The 19,169-nt window shown below is 27.8% G+C and carries 15 protein-coding genes; 4 read left to right on the top strand and 11 right to left on the bottom strand.

The genetic code is table 11. From position 1 onward, the window contains the following. The first annotated feature begins 548 nt into the window (after positions 1-548). Together GOM42_RS00780 and GOM42_RS00775 are read left to right on the top strand one after the other, a co-directional pair. Positions 549-833, top strand: a complete 285-nt coding sequence (locus GOM42_RS00780) for a hypothetical protein (protein ID WP_003448604.1) — start codon at positions 549-551, stop codon at positions 831-833. A gap of 769 nt (positions 834-1,602) precedes the next feature. Then, positions 1,603-2,925 (top strand): GTP-binding protein, encoded by a 1,323-nt coding sequence (locus tag GOM42_RS00775; RefSeq protein WP_110077520.1) that lies wholly within the window; start codon positions 1,603-1,605, stop codon positions 2,923-2,925. 135 nt (positions 2,926-3,060) lie between these two features. Here the strand turns inward: GOM42_RS00775 and GOM42_RS00770 are convergent, their stop codons facing one another. From GOM42_RS00770 to GOM42_RS00755, 4 genes are all read right to left on the bottom strand, one after another. Next, on the bottom strand, positions 3,061-3,933 hold the full coding sequence (locus GOM42_RS00770) for a DUF975 family protein (protein ID WP_003479507.1): 873 nt from the start codon (positions 3,931-3,933) through the stop codon (positions 3,061-3,063). Positions 3,934-4,044: 111 nt separating this feature from the next. Continuing rightward, positions 4,045-4,785: a DUF975 family protein gene (locus GOM42_RS00765; protein ID WP_011590057.1), complete on the bottom strand. Its 741-nt coding sequence runs from the start codon at positions 4,783-4,785 to the stop codon at positions 4,045-4,047. A 207-nt stretch (positions 4,786-4,992) separates the two neighbouring features. After that, entirely contained in the window at positions 4,993-5,406 is a 414-nt protein-coding gene (locus GOM42_RS00760; RefSeq protein WP_252597678.1) for a hypothetical protein, read from the bottom strand. A gap of 142 nt (positions 5,407-5,548) precedes the next feature. Then, positions 5,549-6,724, bottom strand: coding sequence for a hypothetical protein (locus GOM42_RS00755; RefSeq protein ID WP_003459938.1), 1,176 nt, complete (start codon positions 6,722-6,724; stop codon positions 5,549-5,551). A gap of 626 nt (positions 6,725-7,350) precedes the next feature. On the opposite strand from GOM42_RS00755, the gene GOM42_RS00750 reads away from it, so the two are divergent. Beyond that, positions 7,351-8,304, top strand: a complete 954-nt coding sequence (locus tag GOM42_RS00750; protein ID WP_003448546.1) for an L-lactate dehydrogenase — start codon at positions 7,351-7,353, stop codon at positions 8,302-8,304. A gap of 398 nt (positions 8,305-8,702) precedes the next feature. Here GOM42_RS00750 and GOM42_RS00745 read toward each other — a convergent pair whose 3' ends face one another. The 4 genes from GOM42_RS00745 to GOM42_RS00730 form a co-directional block, all read right to left on the bottom strand. Then, positions 8,703-8,975 (bottom strand): hypothetical protein, encoded by a 273-nt coding sequence (locus GOM42_RS00745; protein WP_003448587.1) that lies wholly within the window; start codon positions 8,973-8,975, stop codon positions 8,703-8,705. Positions 8,976-9,251: 276 nt separating this feature from the next. Further along, on the bottom strand, positions 9,252-10,685 hold the full coding sequence (locus GOM42_RS00740; RefSeq protein WP_110077519.1) for an MFS transporter: 1,434 nt from the start codon (positions 10,683-10,685) through the stop codon (positions 9,252-9,254). A 360-nt stretch (positions 10,686-11,045) separates the two neighbouring features. Beyond that, a complete protein-coding gene (gene dhaK, locus GOM42_RS00735; protein WP_003459924.1) occupies positions 11,046-12,794 on the bottom strand; it encodes a dihydroxyacetone kinase subunit DhaK in 1,749 nt (582 codons plus the stop codon). Between the two features lie 25 nt (positions 12,795-12,819). Beyond that, positions 12,820-13,950, bottom strand: a complete 1,131-nt coding sequence (locus GOM42_RS00730; RefSeq protein WP_003448555.1) for a glycerol dehydrogenase — start codon at positions 13,948-13,950, stop codon at positions 12,820-12,822. 568 nt (positions 13,951-14,518) lie between these two features. Between GOM42_RS00730 and GOM42_RS00725 the strand changes: the two genes are divergently transcribed. Continuing rightward, a complete protein-coding gene (locus tag GOM42_RS00725; protein WP_223932417.1) occupies positions 14,519-14,878 on the top strand; it encodes a DsrE family protein in 360 nt (119 codons plus the stop codon). Positions 14,879-15,298: 420 nt separating this feature from the next. Here the strand turns inward: GOM42_RS00725 and GOM42_RS00720 are convergent, their stop codons facing one another. The 3 genes from GOM42_RS00720 to GOM42_RS00710 form a co-directional block, all read right to left on the bottom strand. Next, entirely contained in the window at positions 15,299-16,435 is a 1,137-nt protein-coding gene (locus GOM42_RS00720; protein WP_003459936.1) for an acyl-CoA dehydrogenase family protein, read from the bottom strand. 103 nt (positions 16,436-16,538) lie between these two features. After that, entirely contained in the window at positions 16,539-18,089 is a 1,551-nt protein-coding gene (locus GOM42_RS00715; protein WP_252597677.1) for an acyl CoA:acetate/3-ketoacid CoA transferase, read from the bottom strand. A 102-nt stretch (positions 18,090-18,191) separates the two neighbouring features. After that, positions 18,192-18,968 carry a short-chain-enoyl-CoA hydratase gene (locus GOM42_RS00710; protein WP_003448562.1) on the bottom strand — a complete coding sequence of 259 codons (777 nt, stop codon included), beginning with the start codon at positions 18,966-18,968 and terminating at the stop codon, positions 18,192-18,194. Positions 18,969-19,169 lie beyond the last annotated feature (201 nt).

The following is a 19,169-nucleotide window of genomic DNA, read 5'->3' as shown; positions in this document are numbered from 1 at the left end:
GGTACAAACTAACAATCAAAATCAAAACTAAAAATCAATTTATAATTAATATATAGCCAGCGTAAGCTGGCTTTTTTTGTGAAAATTTTAGCTACCATCTTTTGGATCCTCTTATACTACTCTTTTTTGTATAGTTTTTATATTAGAAACTTTAGGTTAAACTTATATATTTATAATTGGATTCACCTTAAGGTTCAATAAGGAATATACTAAAAAAAGTATTAAATTTGTAGTAACTAGGTAAACATTGTCCAGAATATGAAAAACTCATAAACAACACTGTTATATTATCTACAATGTTGTGCATATCAATCTTTATCATATTCATATTGTTAATTTAAAAATTTTAATGAAAATCATTTTTTCTTTAAATTTCTCTTATTTTCTTATTTTTTCAACCTATTCCTAAATATTTTCATAATAATACACCTTAAAATACATTGTTAAAAATTTGACTATTAAATGTAAAGGTTGTAAAATATAATTAAACATTATGTAAATATTAGGAATGATTTGAGAGTTTAACTTATTGTGAGGGAGGTTTTTTTATGGCAGTAGATCAAAATTCATTAGAAAGAAGAACTTGTTGTAATATACACAAGATAGTTTTAACTTTAGAGAAAGGCTTTTCTTCTATGGAGTCTTTAAAATATGCAGTTATAACTCACCTTCAAAATGAAGGCTATAGATGCAATGATACAAAAAACAATATTGGAGATTATCCACTATTAAAAATAAATGCTAATGATTTCTTATTAACTATAAAAGATATAGATGAAAATTCTTTAAACTTCGAAGATTGTAGTGAGGTAGTTTTAGTGCCTCATCACTAAAATTAATAATTTGATTATTATGGACAACTTCTTTCCTTAAGAGTTGTCCTTTTTTAGTTTTATATTATTTGATTAAAATACCCTTCTAATCTCATACTCAAAATTATATAATTATTCTTGAATAATTTTTATAATTTTATTTACTAAAAACATATACCAAATCACAGATTTTATAATAGCTTTTAGTAAAATATTAATTATTCTTTTATTATTTCATACTGTTTTTAAGCTAAAATTTCTATATATTAAGCTTATTTTAAATTAAATTTAAAGAAACAAAGCTTTATTTGTACTAAATATTGTATTTTTATTACTTATATACAAATTTTTATTCATAGTTTTTATATCAAAAATTTTCAATATATTTAATCACATTTTTTTCCTTATCAATATTTAGTATGTATTTAAATATGACACAACTATATATTGTGAATAACCTTAAAGTTATCCACACCCCTATGTGGATAACTTGTTTAGAAATGAAAAAATTATACTATTTTCCTATTATCTTTTAATAAAGTTTACTATTTAAAAAAGTAATTTTTTCAAAAGATAAAAACTCCTGTAAATGGCTATATTAAGCCATTTCCAACTGTAATTTTTTTACTTTTTTCAAGGCTTATTTTCATTATTTAACTAGAATTTGAAAGTAAAAATTCATTAAAAAAGTTATCCACAGGTTTATTCACAGTTGAAAATATTTTCACACAAGAATTAATGCAAGGAGGTGCAATTCTACTATTTACATCTTGCAATAGTAGAAAAATTTATGAGTAATTTTAATGAAACTCCTAGAGGAAGTAGAATTCATATTTCTCTTTTTGGTAAAACAAACTCTGGGAAATCTAGCATAATAAATGCCCTAACAGGGCAAAACATTTCTCTAGTATCAGACTTTAAGGGAACAACAACTGACCCTGTTTATAAGGCAATGGAACTTTTACCACTAGGACCTGTTGTTTTCGTTGATACAGCTGGTTTTGATGATGAAGGAGAAATAGGTAAGCTTAGAGTTGAAAAAACTGAAGAGGTTGTAGGAAAGACTGATGTAGCTCTTATAACCCTTTCCCTTTCTGAAATACTAGAGGCAATAAAATCAAATATAGAATTTAAAGATATGCTTTCTAAGGAAATATTATGGCTTAATAAATTAAAAAAGGCTAAGAAACCAGCTATACTAGTTATTAACAAGTGTGATTTAGTTCCTAATAACCTAATTGAGTCTAAAATTGATTTAAAGGATATTGATAAAACAACTTTATCTAATAAAGATTACTTTGTTGATAGTAATTTAAATAATTCTTTAAAAGAAATTGGTGAATTATTAGGAATACCTTGTGTTGCCATAAGTGCAAAAAATAATTTAAACATAAATGAATTAAAAAAAGAACTTGTCAATGTATCACCCTCTTCAATAACTGAAAGCCCAATAATAGGTGATAAAATCAAAGCTGGAGATAAAATTCTTTTAGTAGCTCCTCAAGATATACAAGCTCCTAAAGGAAGACTTATACTTCCTCAAGTTCAAGTATTAAGAGATATATTAGATTATGGTGGAATACCAACTATGGTTACATTAGATAAATTAGATGAAGGATTAAAAATCTTTAACGGTAAGCCTGACTTAGTAATAACTGACTCTCAAGTATTTAAACAAGTTAATGCAAAATTAGATAGAAGTGTTCCTCTTACTTCCTTCTCAATACTTATGGCTAGATACAAGGGTGATTTAGATAAGTTCTATTCAGGAGCCAAAGCAATAAAGAATCTTAAAGCAGGTGATAAAGTTTTAATAGCAGAAGCTTGTACTCACCATCAATTAAAAGGTGATATAGCAAGAGAAAAACTACCTACTTGGTTAGAAGAAACTTGTCCTGGAATAATAGTTCATAATTGCTCTGGTAAGGACTTTCCTAAGAATCTTAATGAATATTCCCTTGTAATTCATTGTGGAGGATGCATGTTTAACAAAGCTGAAATAATGAATAGAATAGGAATATGTGATTACGCCTTAGTTCCTATAACAAACTTTGGTACATCAATTGCAGAAATTAATAATATCTTAGACAGAGTAATGGAACCCCTTAAGTAAATATTTTTAATTAGTATTAAGTTAAAATAATTCCTATTAGTAAATTCATTACACTAAAAAATTAAATAGTAATATATTTTTCTAAAATAAAAATGCCTAAGAAACACATTTAATTGTATTTCTTAGGCATTTAAACTAATCTCTAAATTCGAAGTCCTCTTCTTCAACTTCAATATCCTGATTTAACTCATCTTTTCCTATTTCTAATGCTCTTTCTGAAATTGAAAGATAATAAACTCTGTATATAGTATCTCTATATACAAAAAACCATATTAGTCCTATAGAGAAAATAGGTAATATATATACACTTAAGTTCATTAAAACAATAATTATACTTCCTAATACTATAGGTAAAACAGCTAGTATTGCCCATCCTATAAAACTTAAAATTAATACGAAAAGCTCCCATTTATGACCTTTCATCATTTTAAAAGCCTTTCCTACAGCTTCCCATATACCAAGTTCTGGCTCTTCAACTATAATATATTTAACAGGGAAAAAGAATAATGAAACTATAATATTATAAGTAGCTACTATTAATATTATTATAATAAAGATACCTATATATTGACTTAATATATCTTCATAATTCATAGAAGCCATAAATAAATACTCATAAAAATGATTTGATATTATACTAATAAATGATACCACAGCAATTATTGATGCTATAAGTGATATTGGAAGCTCAAATAATATTAAAGCAAGGAACTTCTTAATAAAATTTCTCCATACTTTACATGAAGGAATAGATTCTTTTAATCCAACCTTATCATCTCTATCAACTAATTTAATTACAAAAACTACAAGTAAAGATTCAAGAAAAGGTCCTAATAAAAAGCTATTTCCTAAATTCAAAATTGAACTTAGCCCTATACTTTCTACATTCGATATGAAATACGTAACTAGTCCTTGTACTCCTAAAACTATTAATACAAGTAAAAGAAAGTTTGTCCATCTTCCTCTTAGCTTATCTTGTGATAAACTTTTTATTTCTTTTCTGGTCATAAAATAATCACTTCCTTCTATTTTTAATAAAAGATTAACATCATATCAAATTTATGTCAATTCTGTAAACTCAAAAAAATGACTGTACCCATTGAGGATACAGTCCTAACTTTAATTTATTTCACTTTCTCTTCCTGTAATTGAAAGATAATATATTCTTAAGGTAACTTGGATATATGGTAGAAGCCATAATAATCCTATTCCAAGAGTTAATGCTGATAATATTAACCATCCTAAGAAGCTAAGTCCCATAATAAATAATTCCCATTTATGACCATTCATTATTTTAAAGCTTCTTTTAACAGCTTCCCATATTCCACAGGTATCTTCAGCCATTAAATATGGTAATGGGAATAATAAAATTCCTACTACAGCAGCTAAAATTAATACTAATATAACTATTAAAAATATTACTCCCCAAATTCCTATCATAGGATTCATAGATATTTGGCCATTAAGCATTGCACTATGTAATGATGTTATAGATAACACTAAAAATATATTTCCTAAAAACACAACTAAAAGTATAGGAATACTAAAGATCATAGTAACTATCATACTCATTATAAATCTTCCCCAAGTTTTAACACTTGGAATAGCATAACTTAAAGCTACTACTTCATTACTCTTAACAAATTTAATTGTGTATATAATCCCTGAAGCCGTTATAGCTGGCATTAATAAAAAGTTATTAGCTATGTTTAAAATATTAGAAGTTATTCCTTCAGTTCTTCCAATAATCTCACTTGCTCCAAATTCAATTATTGCTATGATTAAAGTTAATAAGACAATATTAAACCATCTTCCCTTTAACTTAGATTTAGCAATACTTTTTATCTCTTTTCTATTCATACTATCTCCCTCCTTTCTTATGTTAAGCTAATAAGATATTAACCTCATAAGGCTCTTACTGTCAAACTCTTCAAATTGCATTTATAATTTTAAAAAAAGTATTGTATAAAAAAACAAATAATAAAACACTAATCTTTTAAACAACTTGCTTTATTAATAAGCATAAGTTTTATTATCTTATTTTATACAATACTTCTTTAAGTCATACTATTCTTTTCCTAATAAAGAATCTATAGCTTCTTTAAGTTCCTTTTTTAATGTCCAAGTGAAATAATTTTTTTCTTCCTTCTCATCATATATCTTTGATCCATTTAGCATAATAAACCAATGTCTAAATTTATATTTCCAACTTCCTATTTCGCTTTTTTCATCTAAACCTATTCCTAATTCTTCTATTCTTTTACACATCTTTTGAATTCTAGTACTAATATCTCCAAATTCTAAATGCTCTCCTATTAAAGAAGTCTTAAGGGGCTGTCCATTGCTACCATATAAATTAAGCAATATTTTCATATCTCTTAATCCAATTAAATTACTATTTTTCAAAATATCAATCCATTGTTCCTTAGTAATATGATTAGTTAAAACCTTTTCATTGAATTGCTCTTTTTTGTACTCCACTGAAATCACTCCATAAAACAACATTCTGCCTAAAAAAATATACTAAGAACTAAATCTAATTAAATTTGTCCTTAGTATATAAATATTCCTCTTAATATATCATTATGATTTTTTTAATGTTAATTCACATAAAATTTAAAGCTTAATTTATTGTTTTAAGCATCTCTATATTGCATACTTTGTTTTTCTTATGCCCTTTTCCTCTTTCTAACTTCATAAGTGTACTTCTCATATAAGGATTTAATACTCCCTCATATATCTTTACTATTTGGCCCTCCTTAACTAAGGCTAATCTATATACTGGAATATTATTATATAAACACATATAAAATACAGGTTTATTATTTTCTTTATTATTAAATATGATTTTCTCTTTATTTTCAATTAAATTATTTATATTTTCATTAGAATTATCTATTAATATCATATTCTCTTTTTTGATTTCAGAATATAAAGCTCGTCCACTTCTTTGAATATCGTGCTCTTCATTAGCAAAATTAGCTCCTTGAAAATTATTTACTAAAACTAATTTATTTACATCATATTTATCTAATTCATTTGATTTATACTCAAATTTACCTAATATACTTAAAACTAAAATAATTAGTATAATAGATCCTCCAATATATTCTAATAACTTAGTTTTATTTTCTATAATAAACTCTGCTAGAGCCAGCATAATAGCTAAATTAATCCATATTCCATGCTTCACACTTATACTAGATAAATAGCATATATATATTCCAGCTAAAAATATTAAAATATTAATTATAATTCTTTCAACATTATTTCTCTTTCTAATAAATGAAGCACTTCCCATTATTAAAGTTACAAAAGCAATAGCAAGTATGTATGGTGAAAATCTCTTAACAATTAACTTAAAGATATACTTATTTTCAATATTTTTTATTTCTTTATTTACATCTTCATATAATTTCAATCTATCATTTTGTGATAAATTATACTTATCTATGTAGGGTCTTATATAGGGCTCTAAATACCTATTTCTATCTCCACCAAAATATATAGTATTTAAGGCCATGAGCTTATAAACTTCTATATTTTCATTCTTTGAATATGAATCATATATCTCTTGAAGTGATTTATCACTATTTTGTAATTCATACTGAAAAAAATCACTATAGCCCTTTCTAACTAGCTCTGAAATTAATTTCTTCGTTTCTCCTGGATTTATTAAATTACTTACAGTAACTATACAGGAAAAAAGAATAATTAAAACTAAGCCCAAGTACCTATAAAATCTATATTCATATTTTTTTTCGGCATCTTTATTGATATTTTTTTTTATTTTTATCAAAGATGCTCACCCCTTTAAAATAATAATATTTCTCTTTATTACTATTCAATTATATACTATTTTTCCCAAAATATCACTTTATAATTATATATTTTCACTTAAATATTTATTTAAACTAAGAAGTTGCATCAAAACTTTAATATAAAACTTATTTTTTAAAAAAATTAATAAATTAAATTACTAATTTTAAGCTTTATATTATAAATTATTTTGATACAACCTCTTAATTCTTATAAGAGTTAAATAAAAAACTTTAAGCCCCATTTTCTTTTTTTAATTTAACTCTTCTTTCCCTATAAATAATATTTCTAATAAAATATATTTAAGTTTTTAAAGATATTTTTCTTTATCCTAAAGCCCACAAATTTATTACTTATTAATTATCAAATCTTTACACTCTTAAATATATTTTCTTCAATACTTATATTCTCTTACAAGTATAAATATCCTTCTATTTAGAAAGAATATTTTTATAAAGATTTTTAGATTATAAGAATAAATACCTACTTAAATACTCTAAACATAGAAAATAATAGAAAAACTACTTGATAATAATAATTATTTGTTATATAATTAACTTATAATTCATAGTAATTAACTAGGAATTAGTTTAGGAGATGATATATATGATAAGAGAAAAAACTAATAAAATCTCAATAATAGGTGCAGGATTCGTTGGTTCAACAACAGCCTTCGCATTAATGCAAGATGGATTAGCATCCGAAATAGTAATTGTTGATATAAATAAGGATAAGGCACATGCTGAAGCTATGGACCTAGCACAAGGTGCGGCATTTGTTAAATCTGTTGATATAAAATCAGGAGACTATGCAGATACAAAAGACTCTGACATAGTTATAATAACTGCTGGAGTTGGTCCAAAGCCAGGCGAAACAAGATTAGATATTATAAATAAAAACTTAAAGATCTTCCAAAGTATAGTACCTGAGGTTGTTAAATATAGCCCAAACTCAATACTTTTAGTAGTATCAAACCCAGTTGATATTTTAACTTATATAACTTACAAGCTTTCTGGATTCCCTAAAGAACGTGTTATTGGATCTGGAACTGTCTTAGATACTTCAAGATTAAAATATATGCTTTCAGAACATTTTGATATAGACGCTAGAAATGTTCACACATATATAATTGGAGAACATGGAGACTCAGAAATAACAGCTTGGAGCTTAACTAATATCGCTGGAGCAAATGTTGAAGAATATTGTAAAACAGTTTGCGCTAACTGCGATGGCTCCTTTAAAAAGGAACTTCCTGAAAAAGTTAAAAATGCAGCTTATGAAATAATAAATAGTAAAGGATATACAAACTATGCTGTAGCTCTTGCCGTTACAAGAATAGTTGAAGCAATCCTTCGTGATGAAAATGCTATTTTAACTGTTTCTTCTCTATTTGAAGGCCAATACGGAATTGATAATGTTTATTTAGCAATGCCTACTATAGTTGATAGAAGTGGAGCTAGACAAATTCTAGATGTCCCTATATCAAATGAAGAAAAAGAAAACCTAATAAAATCAGCCGAAATTTTAAAAGGTCATATAGCTAATTCTGAATTAGATTAGCATAAACTTCAGGTGTAAGCTTTAATTTACTTACACCTGAAATTTAAAATAAAAATTCAAACTATACTCTAAGCTTTAAGATTAATTAATGTTTAAATAAATATTTTTATTTAAACTTTCCATTACATTTATTAAGTATTTGAAATTAATTAATGTTCAAATAAATTTTGAATATTAATTAGCATCAAAGCTAACAAATTTATATTCCTTAATTACATAACCCTTTTAATAATAAAAAAGAGTATAATGCAATATTTTTATTGTATTATACTTTTTTTATTACTATTTATTAAACTAAAATTAAGCAAAATAAAAAGACTATATGCACTTTCGGGATATTACATACAGTCTTTTTACATCAAAAGTAATGTGAAAATTTTATTTAATTATTTAAAATATTATTCTCTTGATTCTATATCAGCTTTTAATTCTTTAGCAAATTCTTTAGCATTTTCAGCTTCTTCTTTTATTTCTCTATCTAATTCTTTATTGATAGCTTTTCCTAATTTAGCAGCTTCTTTTTCATCTTCTTTGTAAGCTTTGCTATCTTCATCAAGAACTTTTACATCCTCTTCTATTTTATCAATCATATGAGCTTTTATGTCTTCTACGCAAGATTTTTCTACATCAGCCATAACTTCATTTTTTAATTCTTCTACTTTTTTACTCATTTTATAACCCTCCTAAAAACAAACATAATTAATGAACATTTTGTTAACATTGTTTACAATTTAATTATATCACTCTTAGAAAGATAAATAAACACTTCTTTATAATAATTATTATTTTATCAATTTAAGCATTGTCTACTTAAAATTTATCACTATTTTATGGATAAAATTACATAAAACAAACTAATTATTTTTTTATATTATTAAAATAAAAAATAGATTAAAGCTTTTTCTACATAATATTATAAAAATTCCTTCTGTATATATTAATTTAACCTATATATCTTTTCTTCTATATCTAATAAATGCTACTACTGATGCGATTAAACACATTATTGTAGCTGAAAAAAATACACAATCTAATCCATATAAAAATGCCTCTTCATGGCCTGGTATATAATTTGTGACCTTATACCCTAGTCTATAACTCATTCTTCCATATAAGATTGTTGTTGCAAATGTAAACCCATAGGCCATAGCTAAATTTGAAACTAATGAGTTAACACTTCCTGCAATACCTAGTCTATGCTTAGGCACTTTTTCCATAACAAGAGCGTTGTTTGTTGATTTAAATATTCCATTGCCAACCCCCATAATAGCACAGCAAGTTCCTAAATAAATTAAAGTACTATTTATATTTATTCTTCCCATAAAGAAAAGAGCTACTGTTAATAAAGATATTCCTATTAATGAAATCAATCTTCCATTAAATCTATCAGAAAGAGAACTACTAAGTGGAGCAACTATTGATAGACATAGTGGGTAAATCATTAAAAATAATCCTGCATGTAAAGAACTCATTTGTAATGCTTGTTCTAAATAAAGTGGAATTATTATATTCATGCTGCTTATAGCTAAAAATGAAAGTGCTGAACACACTATACTTAGAGAAAATAGTTTAGTCTTAAATAAATTTAAATCTAAAACTGGTGATTCCACTGTCTTTTGCAAATATATAAATACTGTAAAAGAAACTATAGATACTATAAATCCTAACATTATATATTTATCTGTATAACCTAAAACTTCCCCTTTTGTTATAGATAACATGCTTGATACTATAAATATTGCAAATACTATTGTTCCTCTTATATCTATCTTTTCCTTTGAATTTGTCTCCATCTTAGGAAGATAAACCATTGAAAGTAAAAAAGCAATTATTCCAATAGGTACATTAATCCAAAATATAAGATCCCATCTTATAGAGACTAAAATACCACCTAATGCAGGTCCAACCATTACTCCCATAGCTACTGCACTAGCTGATAACCCCATTGCCTTTCCTCTCTCTTTTTCATTAAAGAAAGCTGTTATTATTCCCATACCAGTTGCCATTGCACAGGAGCCTCCAACCCCTTGAATTGCTCTAGACACTATAAGAAGAGGCAATGTCTTTGATAACCCACTAAAGAATGAACCTATTGTAAAAATCAAAACACCTACCTTAAAAACCTTACATTTCCCCTTTATATCACCAATTCTTCCACAAAGTAATACTAAGGCTGATATAACCATAAGATAAGTAGTTACAATCCATTGAGTATCTAATATAGGCTTATTTAAATCATATGAAATTTTAGGCAAAGCTACATTTACTATGCTACCATCTATGCAAGACATGAAGGTCATAGTAACTACACAAAATAATATAGCCCATTTATTATATTTAACCTCTTGTGCATTTTCACCCTTTTTCACTACATATTCCATACACTATTCTCCTCTCATAATTTTACCTATATTATATATCCTTTTATTAATTTTTTTATTAAGTACTTAATTAGCCTGATATATAAAATATTAAAAATATTTATATTAAATAATAAATTACTTAATATAAATATTTTTTTACATAATTTTATTTAAAAATATATATTAAAAATAAATTATCTAATAAATTTATTTTTAATAAAAATTATGAGATTTATCTTACTTACCTTAATAAGAAAATAAGAAAAGAATGTATTAAAGGCAAATGTGAGATGCTTATCATAACAAGCTTAATCCTTTAATACATTCTTTTACTCTATAAAACTATTTGAATTATTTAACTATATAACATATCTTAATTTATTTAATATCATTTGATATTTCAGTGAAGATTACACCTAAACCATATGCTCCTGCATCTGGATAACCAATACTTCTTTCACCTACTGTACCAGCTCTACCCATACGAGCTACTATTTCTTCTGTTTTCTTAGCGCCTAAAACCGCTGCTTCTGCTCCATTTTTAAATGCTTCTTTGAAACTTAATCCTTCTTCAGCACTATTTGTCCAAGAATCTGCACAAGGTACTAAAGCATCTATTAATGTTTTATCACCAACTACAGCTCCTCTTCCAAATGAACGCTCTCCAGTTTTTTGAATTCCTAATACTGCTTCTTGCATCATCTCTGCAAAATCTTTAACTGTTAATTCATCTTTGTTTATAACATTTTTGCTTGCCGCTCTGAAAGCTGATCCCCATATTGGACCTGATGCTCCACCACAGTGCTCCATTATAACTAATGAACAAGCATTTAAGAATTCTGATATATTTAAGTTTTCTATTTTTAATATATCTTTCCACTCTCTTTTAAGTATTCTAAATCCTTTGGCAACACTCATTCCAAAGTCTCCATCACCTGCATGAGAGTCTAATTCACAGAAAGGTACTTCATTATCAATTATTACTTCACTCATTTTATCTAATATGTAAATCATATTCTCAAGTGAAATCTTTTCGTCCTTTATTTCTTTGAATGATTCACAAGTTTCAACTTTATATGATACTGGAATTTCTTTTTCTTCAATTACTACTTCTTCATATTCATTCATATCCATATGATTACTAACTTTAAATGCTGGAGTATCACACTCATCTTTCATTAACTCTTTTAACTCATCATCAAGTTTCATTATTGATAATGAAGCTCCAGCCATATCTATACTTGTCATATAGTTGCCAACGAAGTTTTTACAAACTTTAATTCCTCTTTTATGTAATTCTCTAAATACTGAGTTGTTTAATAAATATAACTCTTGAAGAGGAGTAGCTCCAAATCCATTTACAAGTACAACTAATTCTTCATCTTTATAATCTAATTCATTTATAAGTTGATTAACCATTCTTTCAGCTAATTCATCTGCTGTAGCTATTTTTTCTCTACGAATTCCAGGCTCTCCATGTATTCCAACTCCATATTCCATTTCATCTTCACCTAATTCAAATGTTGGAGTTCCTTTAGCTGGAACAGTACAAGATGTGAAAGCAAATCCTATACTTTTTACACTGCTAGCAGCTTTCTTAGCTATTCTTTTAACTTCTTCTAAGCTATTTCCTCTTTCAGCAGCTGCTCCTGCTATTTTATGTACTAAAACAGTCCCTGCAACCCCTCTACGTCCTACAGTATAAAGACTATCTTCAACAGCTATGTCATCATCAACCTTTATGTAATCAACTTTTATTCCATCTTCTGTAGCAAGGTGAGCTGCATTTTTAAAGTTCATCATATCACCACTATAATTCTTGATTATAAGAAGTGTACCTTTATTGCTCTTAGATGCTTTTATCGCTTGATAAATTTGTATTTGTGAAGGTGAAGCAAATACATCTCCACATACAGCTACATCTAACATACCTTTTCCTATAAACCCTGCATGTGCTGGTTCATGACCACTTCCACCACCACTTATAAGTGTTACCTTATCTTCATTAATATCTTTCTTTTTAACAACCTTATACTTGTTTAAAAATTCTAACTCTGGGTGTGCCATAACCATTCCGTTACACATTTCTCTTACTAGTGTTTCTGCTGAATTCATTATTTTCTTCATGTTAAACTCTCCCTTGCTATTAAAATTATTTTCTATTTTTGTAGTCTTTACCTATCTTATCTGCTAATTTAATTGCTGATACTACTTCTGAAACTTCTATTCCAAATGGCATTGAGTAAATTGACTCTTCTGGTATACAAGCTTTTTCTGCAACTTCAAATAATTCTTCATCTGAAACTTCTGTTACACCTATATCTTCAAGACATACTGGAAGACCTATTTCTAAACAGAAATCTAAAACTTCATATAATTCTTCTTTTGGTGCATTTTCAAGAACTAATTGAGCTATTGTTCCAAAAGCAACCTTTTCTCCATGGAAATATCCATGTGTTCCTTCTAATATTGTTAAACCATCATGTATAGCATGAGCTGCAGCTAATCCACCACTCTCAAATCCTAAACCTGATAATAATATGTTTGTTTCTACTATATTTTCTAAAGATTTAGTAACACAGTTACAATCACAAGCATCTTTAGCTTTCTTTCCGTCTTCTAATAATGTTTCATAGCAAAGCTTAGCAAGTGCTAATGAAGCATTTGTTCCAATTGCTGGTCTACATTTTTCTTCTCTTACCCCACATGGTAATCCCGCATTGACTTTAGTAAATGAACTTGATGTTGCTCTTGCTTCAAAGTAAGTTGATAAAGCATCTCCCATACCTGCTACTAAGAAACGAGTTGGAGCTTTTGCTATTACCTCTGTGTCTACTAAAACAACACTTGGGCTTGCTTTAAAGTATGCATAATCATCAAATGATCCATCTTCTGTATATAAAACTGCTGAGTGACTAGTTGGAGCATCTGTAGCTGCTATTGTTGGTACTACTATAAGTTTTTCACCTTCAGCAACACATTTAGCTGTGTCTAAAGCTTTTCCTCCACCAAGACCTACTGTACAATCACATTTCATTTCCTTTGCAAGATCTTGAAGTCTTTTAACTTCTTGACGTGAACATTCACCTTTAAATCCGCCTTCTACAAATTCAATGTTAAATTTCTTTGCTGTTGCATCTAATTTATCTTTAACTCTCTTTATATCTTCTGGATGAGCTATTAAAAGTGCTGACTTTCCGTAAGTCTCTACAAAGTAACCTAAATTAAGTAATTCATTTTCTCCTTGAACATATTTTGTTGGGCATATAAAAGCCTTTCTCATAAAATCATCTCCTCAATAAAATCATTTACTAAATGTTATGATGCTATTATAAACTTAACTGCAAACTATTACATTGAAGTTTATTGATATGATATCGGACAATCATAACTTATTCGCAAACATTTTCACAAAAACATAGGACTTTTGAAACTTTTACAGCAAACGTATTCAAAAAGTCCTATCCTCTCACAATCTAACTTCTTTTATATTCTAATCATTACAAAAATACACATATTTAAGTTTTAAATACAAATTATTAAAAACTATGATTATAAAATTGTAATAAACCTAAATATTATCAAAATAAATCTATTATTTTAAAAATCTTATTTTTACCTTATTTGATTATTTATTTTTAAAGTAATATATTAAAGACAAGGTTGTTGATGTTAGAAATTTTGTTCAGAGTACTGTTAAAAATTCGCTTAGTAAATTTAAACAAAACAATCTATTTACTAAGAAGTAGTCCACTTCTGTAAGTGGTTATAGAACAAAGAAATAACATCAGCAACTTTAAAATCTTATTTAATATTTATATAATACCTTAGAAATTAATCTAAGTTTGGAAGTGGTTAAGTTGAAAATTATATTTCATATTGATGAGCCTAATAAATGGCCTATGGTTTTAGAAAACTTAAAAAATGTATTAAACAATGCTAAGGAGACCAATAGAAAATATGAATTAGAAGTGTTAGCAAACTCTATGGCTGTATTTCAGTTAAGAGAATTGATAGCTAGAAATACTCATCTAATAGATAAAATTATTGAACCGGCTGAACAAGGAGTAGTTTTTGCAGTATGTAATAACTCACTTAATAAGTTCAATATATCTAAAGATGAATTGTTCTCTTTTTGTAAGGTAGTTCCTGCTGGAATTATTGAACTTGCTGAAAAGCAATCAGAAGGATATCTATACATCAAACCATAAAATTTAACATAACTCACTACCCTTTAAAAATTTCTAAAACTCTATGCTATAAGGCATAGAGTTTTTTGCTTATATAAGACAAATTTTTATTTTTCCTAAAACTTAAGTTTTAAACCATAAAAAAATCACCCCTTGGGTAATAGGGATGATTTATTTATTAATTAGTTGTTGTTTATTTTTGTTGTTAGTTGTTGTTAGTTGTTATTAGTTGTTTTTAGTTATTTTAAAATTACAAACCTAAGGTTTTAATTTGGAATTTAAATAAAGTTCTTTAAGGGTTAATTAAAGCTTACTAAAATTCCTAAGTATTAATATATATTTTACTATATAAAATGAATTGATTTTTAACTTTTAGTTATTATAGTTGTGTATTTTTTAATTACAGTTAATTAAAACTGCAGATAATGTAAGTTTATTTCCTTATCTAAATAAGCTTCCACTTATTATTAATTTTTGAATTTCATTTGTACCTTCATAAATTTGAGTGATCTTAGCATCTCTCATCATTCTTTCTAATTGGTACTCTCTCATATATCCATTACCACCAAGCATTTGAATAGCTTCAGTAGTAACATGCATTGCTGCATCTGTACAAACTAGTTTAGCCTTAGCAGCTGATACTGAATAAGGTTTTCCTTCTTGTTTGTCCATTGCTGCCTTATATAACATATACTTAGCTTGTTCAATTTCAACTGCTAATTCAGCCATTTTGAAAGCTAAATATTGTTGTTTAAATAAAGGTTTACCAAATTGTTTTCTTTCCTTCATGTATTCTTTAGCTATTTCAAAAGCTCCTTCTGCTATTCCTAAGCCTTGGGCAGCAACCCCAATTCTTCCTCCATCTAGAGTTTTCATAGCTATTTTGAATCCATCACCTTCTTTACCAACTAAATTGCTAGCTGGTACAACACAGTCATTAAATAGAACTTCTGAAACCTGTGCTGATTTAATACCACATTTATCTTCTATTTTTCCTATTGATATTCCTGGGAAATCTTTTTCTACAATAAATGCTGATAATCCTTTAGGTCCCTTTGTTCTATCTGTTAGAGCAAAAACTATAAATGTTCCTGATAAAGGTGCATTTGTTATGAAGCATTTAGCCCCATTTAATATATAATTATCTCCTTTTTTCTCAGCTACAGTAATAACTCCACCAGCATCTGAGCCAGCATTAGGTTCAGTTAATCCAAAAGATCCAAGCTTTTTACCTGAAAGTATATCTGGTAGATATTTTTTCTTAAGCTCTTCTGATGCATTACTAATTCCACCAGCACATAATGAAGTAGTTACTGATACTGCTATCCCCATAGATGCATCAACCTTTGAAATTTCTTCTATAGCTAAGACATATGAAAGATAATCTCCACCTGTTCCGCCGTATTCAGTTGAATATGGAAGTCCTATGACACCTAATTCACCTAACTTTTTATAAGCTTCTATTGGGAATGTACTATTTTCATCATTTTCAATAGCAAATGGTTTTAATTCCCTTTCTGCAAATTCTTTTACTGCTCTTTGTACGTCTAATTGTTTCTGTGTTAAACTGAAATCCATACCTTAATTCCTCCCAAAATTCTGTAATTATATCTAGAGTTACAACTCTTTAAATCATTTAATTCTAGATTAATTTCATTAATAATCTAAGATCTTACTATTTTTATTTAAGTCCCATAAGCTTATCGTAGAATATTCTTTCATCCATAAGCTTAAGTGGTTCATCTATATTAGGAACAAAGTCCATGTGAGCTAAAATATCTTCTTCAAGATTAACTCCTGGAGCAATTTCTGTTAAATGTAATCCATCATTCCTTAATTCAAATACAGCTCTTTCAGTTATATACATAACTGGCTGATTAGTTTTATTAGCATACTCTCCACTGAAAGTTATCTGCTCAACATCTTCAAGGAATTTATTTGATTTACCTTCTTGAATTATATGAAGCTTTCCATCTCCAGTTTCTACTTTTAATCCTGAAGCTGTGAAAGTACCACAGAATATAACCTTTTTAGCATTTTGTGTTATGTTTATAAATCCTCCACATCCTGCTATACGAGGTCCAAATTTACTTACGTTTATATTTCCATTTCTATCAGCTTGAGCTAATCCTAAAAATGCTAAATCAACTCCACCCCCATCATAAAAATCAAATTGATAAGGCTGATCTAAAATAGCATCTGGATTTATACAAGCTCCAAAGGTAGCTCCCCCTTGAGGTACTCCTCCAACAGGACCAGATTCAACTGTAAGTGTCATATAATCTCCAATACCTTCTTCATTGGCAACAAGTGATATAACTTCTGGTATACCAATTCCTAAGTTAACTATTGTATCCTTCTTAAGCTCCATAGCTGCTCTTCTTGCAATTATTTTTCTTGCATTTAAAGGTGCTTTTTCTATGCTGCTTAATGGAATTCTAACTTCTCCTGTATAAGCTGGATTAAATTTCATTCCTAAACATTGTTCATGATCACATGGCTCAGCTAAAACAATTCCATCAACATATATTCCTGGAATCTTAACAAGTCTAGGGTCTAAACATCCCCCTGATACCACTCTCTCAACTTGTACAAAAACTTTTCCTCCGTTGTTTTTACAAGCTTGAGCAATTGAAGTAACATCTAATGTTGCCACCTCTCTATCTAAAGTTACATTTCCACATTCGTCTGCTGATGAACCTCTTAGGAAGCAAACATCTATTGGAAAAGATTTATAAAGAAGCTTTTCTTCTCCCTCAATCTCAATAAGCTTAACTATATCCTCTTTAGTAACTTCGTTTAACTTTCCTCCACTTATTCTAGGATCAACAAAGGTATTTAATCCTACATGAGTTATAGTTCCAACTCTCTTACCAGCTATATCTCTAAATAATTGAGCTAAAGTTCCCTGCGGCAAATTATATGCCTCTATTTCATTTTCAACAGCCATTTTCCCAAGCTTTGGAGCCATGTTCCAATGACCTGCTATTACTCTTTTTGTCATTCCTTTGTGAGCAAAATGATCTGCTCCACTTCCATCTCTATTTCCTTGTGCTGCAGAATACATCAAAGTTAAATTTCTTGGATGACCAGTTTCTAAAAAACGTTTTTCTAAAGCCTTAGTCAAGGATTCAGGGCAACAGCTAGCAACAAATCCTTCTGTCACTATAGTATCTCCATCTTTAACAAATTCCGCTACTTCACATGGTTTTAAAAAACTAACTCTTACCATACATAACAATCCTTTCGTGGGTAGATTAATATAAGTTACATAAACTTAATTGCTGTTTTAATTCTTATAAACTTATTAGAATTTTATATATTCAAAGTAGTCTTATTTATCTTTAAAATCAGCTTTTCTCTTATCAACGAAGGCATTCATACCTTCTAATTGATCTTCTGTTGAGAAACATAAAGCAAATAAATCTGCCTCATAGTTATATGCTGATTCAGTATCCATGTTTAAGCCATTGTTTATTGCTGCCTTAGCTAATCTAACTCCTACTGGACTCTTACTCATTATCTTATTAGCTAATTCTCTTGCCTTATCCATTAACTCTTCTGACTCATAAACCTTATTAGCAAGTCCTATTCTATGTGCTTCTTCAGCATCAATCATATCTGTTGAGAATATAAGCTCTTTAGCTATTCCTTTCCCAACTAATCTTGGAAGTCTTTGAGTTCCTGCAAAACCTGGAAGAATTCCTAAATTAACTTCTGGTTGTCCAAATTTAGCTTTCTTAGAAGCTAATCTTATATCACAAGCCATTGAAAGCTCACATCCACCTCCTAATGCATATCCATTAACAGCAGCTATTACAATTTGTGGCATATTTTCTATATCTGAAAATACCTTCTGAGCTAATCTTGAAAAATCTCTTGCTTCCATTGAATTTAAATCTTTCATTTCAACAATATCTGCACCAGCTACAAAAGCCTTTTCCCCTGCTCCTGTTATAATTACAGTTTTTATATCTTTTCTTTTTGAAATTTCATTTATAACTTCACCAAGTTCAGTTATAGTTTGATTGTTTAAGGCATTTAATGCTTTAGGTCTATTTATAATTACCTCAGCAATTCCATTTGATTCATTAAAAATAATATTTTCCATAAAAACTCTACTTCCTTTCAACCCTATATATATTTTTTTAGATTTTTCCTGTTAATATAAATTTCTAAGTTTTAAATTTATATATTAAAGTAAATTAGGTATTTAATTTTCAGTGTAATAATTTATTAAAATCAATAATTTTAAAAGGTGGTAATTTTTAAAAATCATTGTTTTTATATGCTAAATAAAAATTATAATTAA

The organism is Clostridium sp. 16K-1-R1 (assembly GCF_023921145.1).
GTDB lineage: Bacteria > Bacillota > Clostridia > Clostridiales > Clostridiaceae > Sarcina > Sarcina perfringens.
Note: the sequence above shows the minus strand (reverse complement) of the source record. Positions and strands in the feature narration are given on the sequence as shown.

Bases quoted from the DNA above. Each gene is read 5' to 3' on its own strand.
- GOM42_RS00750 (WP_003448546.1), top strand. From the start codon at position 7,351: ATGATAAGAGAAAAAACTAATAAAATCTCAATAATAGGTGCAGGATTC.
- GOM42_RS00740 (WP_110077519.1), bottom strand. From the start codon at position 10,685: ATGGAATATGTAGTGAAAAAGGGTGAAAATGCACAAGAGGTTAAATAT.
- GOM42_RS00775 (WP_110077520.1), top strand. From the start codon at position 1,603: ATGAGTAATTTTAATGAAACTCCTAGAGGAAGTAGAATTCATATTTCT.
- GOM42_RS00710 (WP_003448562.1), bottom strand. From the start codon at position 18,968: ATGGAAAATATTATTTTTAATGAATCAAATGGAATTGCTGAGGTAATT.
- GOM42_RS00780 (WP_003448604.1), top strand. From the start codon at position 549: ATGGCAGTAGATCAAAATTCATTAGAAAGAAGAACTTGTTGTAATATA.
- GOM42_RS00730 (WP_003448555.1), bottom strand. From the start codon at position 13,950: ATGAGAAAGGCTTTTATATGCCCAACAAAATATGTTCAAGGAGAAAAT.
- GOM42_RS00745 (WP_003448587.1), bottom strand. From the start codon at position 8,975: ATGAGTAAAAAAGTAGAAGAATTAAAAAATGAAGTTATGGCTGATGTA.
- dhaK (WP_003459924.1), bottom strand. From the start codon at position 12,794: ATGAAGAAAATAATGAATTCAGCAGAAACACTAGTAAGAGAAATGTGT.
- GOM42_RS00765 (WP_011590057.1), bottom strand. From the start codon at position 4,785: ATGAATAGAAAAGAGATAAAAAGTATTGCTAAATCTAAGTTAAAGGGA.
- GOM42_RS00770 (WP_003479507.1), bottom strand. From the start codon at position 3,933: ATGACCAGAAAAGAAATAAAAAGTTTATCACAAGATAAGCTAAGAGGA.
- GOM42_RS00720 (WP_003459936.1), bottom strand. From the start codon at position 16,435: ATGGATTTCAGTTTAACACAGAAACAATTAGACGTACAAAGAGCAGTA.
- GOM42_RS00715 (WP_252597677.1), bottom strand. From the start codon at position 18,089: ATGGTAAGAGTTAGTTTTTTAAAACCATGTGAAGTAGCGGAATTTGTT.